The sequence below is a fragment of the Actinomycetota bacterium genome (assembly GCA_028698215.1).
In the GTDB taxonomy this organism is placed as follows: Bacteria; Actinomycetota; Humimicrobiia; order Humimicrobiales; family Humimicrobiaceae; genus Halolacustris.
The window spans coordinates 1-3,583 of the sequence record JAQVDY010000055.1 but is presented as its reverse complement, the minus strand read 5'-3'; the positions used below and the strand labels follow the sequence as shown (position 1 = coordinate 3,583).

The window sequence follows — 3,583 nt, the reverse complement described above, 5'->3', positions numbered from 1 at the left end:
CCCTTAATAGAAAGGGAAATAGTGGACAAAAAGCGCTGGATTTGCTATGAGGATATGTGTGACATACTGGCCATCAGCCAGTCTTTTCCGGGAGCGGTAGCCATTAATTCAGCTACTATTGTAGGCTACAGGGTAGCCGGATATGGGGGGTCAGCCCTGGCCACCCTGGGAGTGGTGCTCCCCTCCTTTACCATCATGATTTTAGTGGGTACCGTGTTTAGCTACTTTATTGACCTGCCAGTAGTACAGGCGGCTTTAAAAGGCATTGGAGCTTGTGTGGTGGCCCTGCTTATAGTGGCTGCATTAAGGGTGGGCAAAAGTGCCTTGAAAGGCATAATATGTGTAATTATTGCCCTGGCAGCTTTAGCCCTTCTTTTCTGGTTGAATATACATCCCATCTATATCATTATCATGGGCCTGGTAATAGGGCTGGCAATTTACGGCATAAATTTGCTGCAAAGGAGAAAGCAATGATTTATTTGCAGCTGTTTATTTCTTTTTTTAAGATAGGGCTGTTTAGTTTCGGGGGAGGCTATGGCATGATTCCCCTAATAGAAAGGGAGCTGGTAGCCAATGGCTGGTTTTCTGCCCAGGAATTTGTCCGCATAATATCCATATCTGAGATGACCCCGGGCCCTATTGCCGTAAATACGGCTACCCTTGCCGGCTATAATACTGCTGGCATAGGGGGCGCGGCGGCAGCTACCCTGGGAGTGGTGCTTCCCTCTTTTATATTGATTGCCGCCACTGCCCGGCTGCTGTACCGGTTCCGTTCCCATCCCCTGGTCAAAAGGCTTCTATGGGGCATTAAGCCGGTGGTGCTGGCCTTAATTATAGCGGCAGCGGTATTTGTGGGCAGAAATATTTTATTTTTGGGGCCAGTTGGCTGGGGGTCATGGGATGTGGCCAGTTTGGCCATTATGGCCGTAAGCCTGGTGCTGCTGCTTACGGTTAAGGTAAACCCTATTTTTCTGCTGCTGGGCTCAGCAGGGGCAGGTATAGCTTTGTATTATTTGGGGATTTTTTAAAATAAAGCAAAAAGCTTATCTTTCTCTGGACAAAACTATTATTTTTAATAGAATTAAAATAACTGTTTTACATATAAAAAAATCAAATATTTTAAGGAAAAGAGGGGCCATGGCTAAAAGGGTAAAGGTTTTTGCCATAATTTTTTCGGTGATAATGCTCATATCATTATCTATTCCCAGCCTAGCTTTTGCTGATTCAGGGGTAGAAGCTTTTGTTACCAGGTTTTACCAGCAGTGTTTGGACCGGCAGCCGGACCCCGACGGCCTGGCTAATTGGGTAGGGCATCTTAATTCTGGCTACCTGGCAGGAGCAGATGTAGCGGAAAGATTTATATTCTCCAAGGAATTTTTAGCCAAGAATACTTCCAATGAACAGTTTTTACAGGTTATGTATAAAGCCTTCTTTAACCGGCCCCCAGACATGGAAGGTTATGCCGGCTGGCTGGGACAGCTAAACCGGGGGCAGAGCAGAAGTTTTGTATTGGCCGGTTTTGTAAACTCCAGGGAATTTGAAGCCCTGTGCGCCCAATACGGTATAAGGCCTGGCTCCATCAAAGCCAGCGGCAGCAGGGACAGCGGAGGCAGCAGCGGCACCTCTGCTGCGCCTGCCACCATTAAGGCCAGCGGCACTATTAATGTAGTGTGCATGGGCGATTCTTTGATTGTAAAATCTGACTGGGTACCCAAATTAGCCCAGCTGCTGAGGCAGAATTATCCCGGAGCAAATTTCAATGTGGTAGCCAGTGCCCAAAATGGGGAGACGGCAGCAGGAGGGTATGGACGGTTTGAATCCACGGTAGCGGTGCATAACCCCCAGATTATTGTTATTGCCTATGGTACCAATGATGCCGGTAACGGGCTGAGCACTTTTGATAAGTACCTGAGCAAGTTGACAGACAAGGCCAAGGCTACTGGGGCTATTGTATTTTTACAGAATTTTGGGCCCATTAAAACCAATGAATTTCCTACCAAGTCTGATTACATGAGCTATGTAGGCAAGGTGCATGAGATAGCTTCCGAACGAGGGGTAAGGCTGATCGATGTGCACGGTCCTTTAAGCGGAAATATTTCTGCCAACCTGTCTGACTGGTGCCATTATTCATCCCAGGGATCCAGTGTGGTAGCCAATACGGTTTATAATAACCTGGCTTCGGTACTGGTAAGGTAAGCAAAAGGGCTAAACCATTTATACCGGTAACTTTTTAGGCAAGGACTGATACTTTTAGCCCATAAAAAATAATGTTTAGCCAAGGCTGGCTGGTACTGCTATAATTCAGTAAAAAAGTTAGGCTAAGAATTATATGAATAGATTAAATATTAAAGCCGTTGCAGTAGTAGTTGCAGCAGTGCTGGTTCTTTTTTCCGCTCCCTTGCCGCTGGCCGCACAGGACAGCGGGATAGAAGCTTTTGTTACCAGGTTCTATAACCTATGCCTGGACCGGCAGCCGGATAGTGCCGGCTTGGATAACTGGGTCAGCCACCTTCAGCAGGGTACCTTAACCGGGGCAGATGTTGCCCAGCGCTTTATATTCTCAGATGAATTTTTAGCCAAGAATACTACTGATGCCCAATACCTGGAAATACTCTATGCTGCTTTTTTTAACCGCCCCCCTGATATGGAAGGTTATGCCGGATGGCTGGGACAGCTGCAATCAGGAAGAGGCAGGCAGTTTGTACTGACTGGCTTTATAAATTCAGTAGAATTTGCCCGGCTGTGCCAGCAATACGGGATTGAAGCCGGCTCAGCAGGCTCTATTAGCCAAACAGATGCAGGACGTATTGCTGTAAGCATCTCCGGTTCTGACAGCTTTAAGGCCACTATAGGGCAGGTAACAGGGATTCTTAAAACCGGTTATCCCCCTGCCTACAGCCAGCTGGCTTTGGTGTCCAGGATAGTGGAAAGAGACCTGTCAGGATATTCGGCTTCTGCCATGGCTGATATTGATAAGATGATTATATACCTAGATCTTAATTCCTTTTCCGGTTTTGGCGATGATAAAAATTTAATTATAGCGGCCACCTTGTCCCATGAGTTAAACCATTTGGCTAACCGGGACCTTGCTGATTCCATGGGTATTGCCGATTACGAGAGACTTGCTTTGCAGCAAGAGCTTGAAACCTGTTATGGTATCGGGGCTCCGGCCTGGTACATATCCTACCTAAAGAATGCCTTAGAACATATTTATGATTCTTCCACCTGGTGGTGGAACAGGAATGATATAGCGGCTTAAGCTATATTTTCCCTGGTTTCTATGTAATGTTTATCTAATTTTCTTTCCTGTTTTATAGGAGTAAAATATAGGTGTAATAATCAATATTGCTACAAGGGGGAAAATGAGATGGTACTGGTAAAAATCACCGAGCTTAAATCTTCATCTACCAAGAGTTTTGAGGATGCTATCCAGCAGGGAATAATGCGCTCCACCAAGACCTTAAGGCATGTAAAATCTGCCTGGGTAAAGGATTTTGAAGTAAAAGTGGACGACCAGGGCCAGGTAACAGAGTATAGGGTATTGTTGAAGATCAGCTTTGTTCTGGATGACTTAGAGGTCTAA

5 protein-coding genes are annotated in these 3,583 nt (G+C 46.0%); all 5 read left to right on the top strand.

From position 1 onward, the window contains the following. The coding region (locus tag PHN32_09075; protein ID MDD3777739.1) for a chromate transporter at positions 1-474 on the top strand (474 nt) is incomplete at its 5' end. Further along, positions 471-1,028: a chromate transporter gene (locus PHN32_09070; GenBank protein ID MDD3777738.1), complete on the top strand. Its 558-nt coding sequence runs from the start codon at positions 471-473 to the stop codon at positions 1,026-1,028. The genes PHN32_09075 and PHN32_09070, both read left to right, overlap by 4 nt. A 109-nt stretch (positions 1,029-1,137) precedes the next feature. Then, positions 1,138-2,196, top strand: a complete 1,059-nt coding sequence (locus PHN32_09065) for a DUF4214 domain-containing protein (GenBank protein MDD3777737.1) — start codon at positions 1,138-1,140, stop codon at positions 2,194-2,196. A gap of 133 nt (positions 2,197-2,329) precedes the next feature. Continuing rightward, positions 2,330-3,259, top strand: a complete 930-nt coding sequence (locus tag PHN32_09060; protein MDD3777736.1) for a DUF4214 domain-containing protein — start codon at positions 2,330-2,332, stop codon at positions 3,257-3,259. A 108-nt stretch (positions 3,260-3,367) separates the two neighbouring features. Next, complete coding sequence (locus tag PHN32_09055; GenBank protein MDD3777735.1) at positions 3,368-3,583, top strand: dodecin family protein; 216 nt, start codon at positions 3,368-3,370, stop codon at positions 3,581-3,583.

Bases quoted from the DNA above. Each gene is read 5' to 3' on its own strand.
- PHN32_09065 (MDD3777737.1), top strand. From the start codon at position 1,138: ATGGCTAAAAGGGTAAAGGTTTTTGCCATAATTTTTTCGGTGATAATG.
- PHN32_09060 (MDD3777736.1), top strand. From the start codon at position 2,330: ATGAATAGATTAAATATTAAAGCCGTTGCAGTAGTAGTTGCAGCAGTG.
- PHN32_09055 (MDD3777735.1), top strand. From the start codon at position 3,368: ATGGTACTGGTAAAAATCACCGAGCTTAAATCTTCATCTACCAAGAGT.
- PHN32_09070 (MDD3777738.1), top strand. From the start codon at position 471: ATGATTTATTTGCAGCTGTTTATTTCTTTTTTTAAGATAGGGCTGTTT.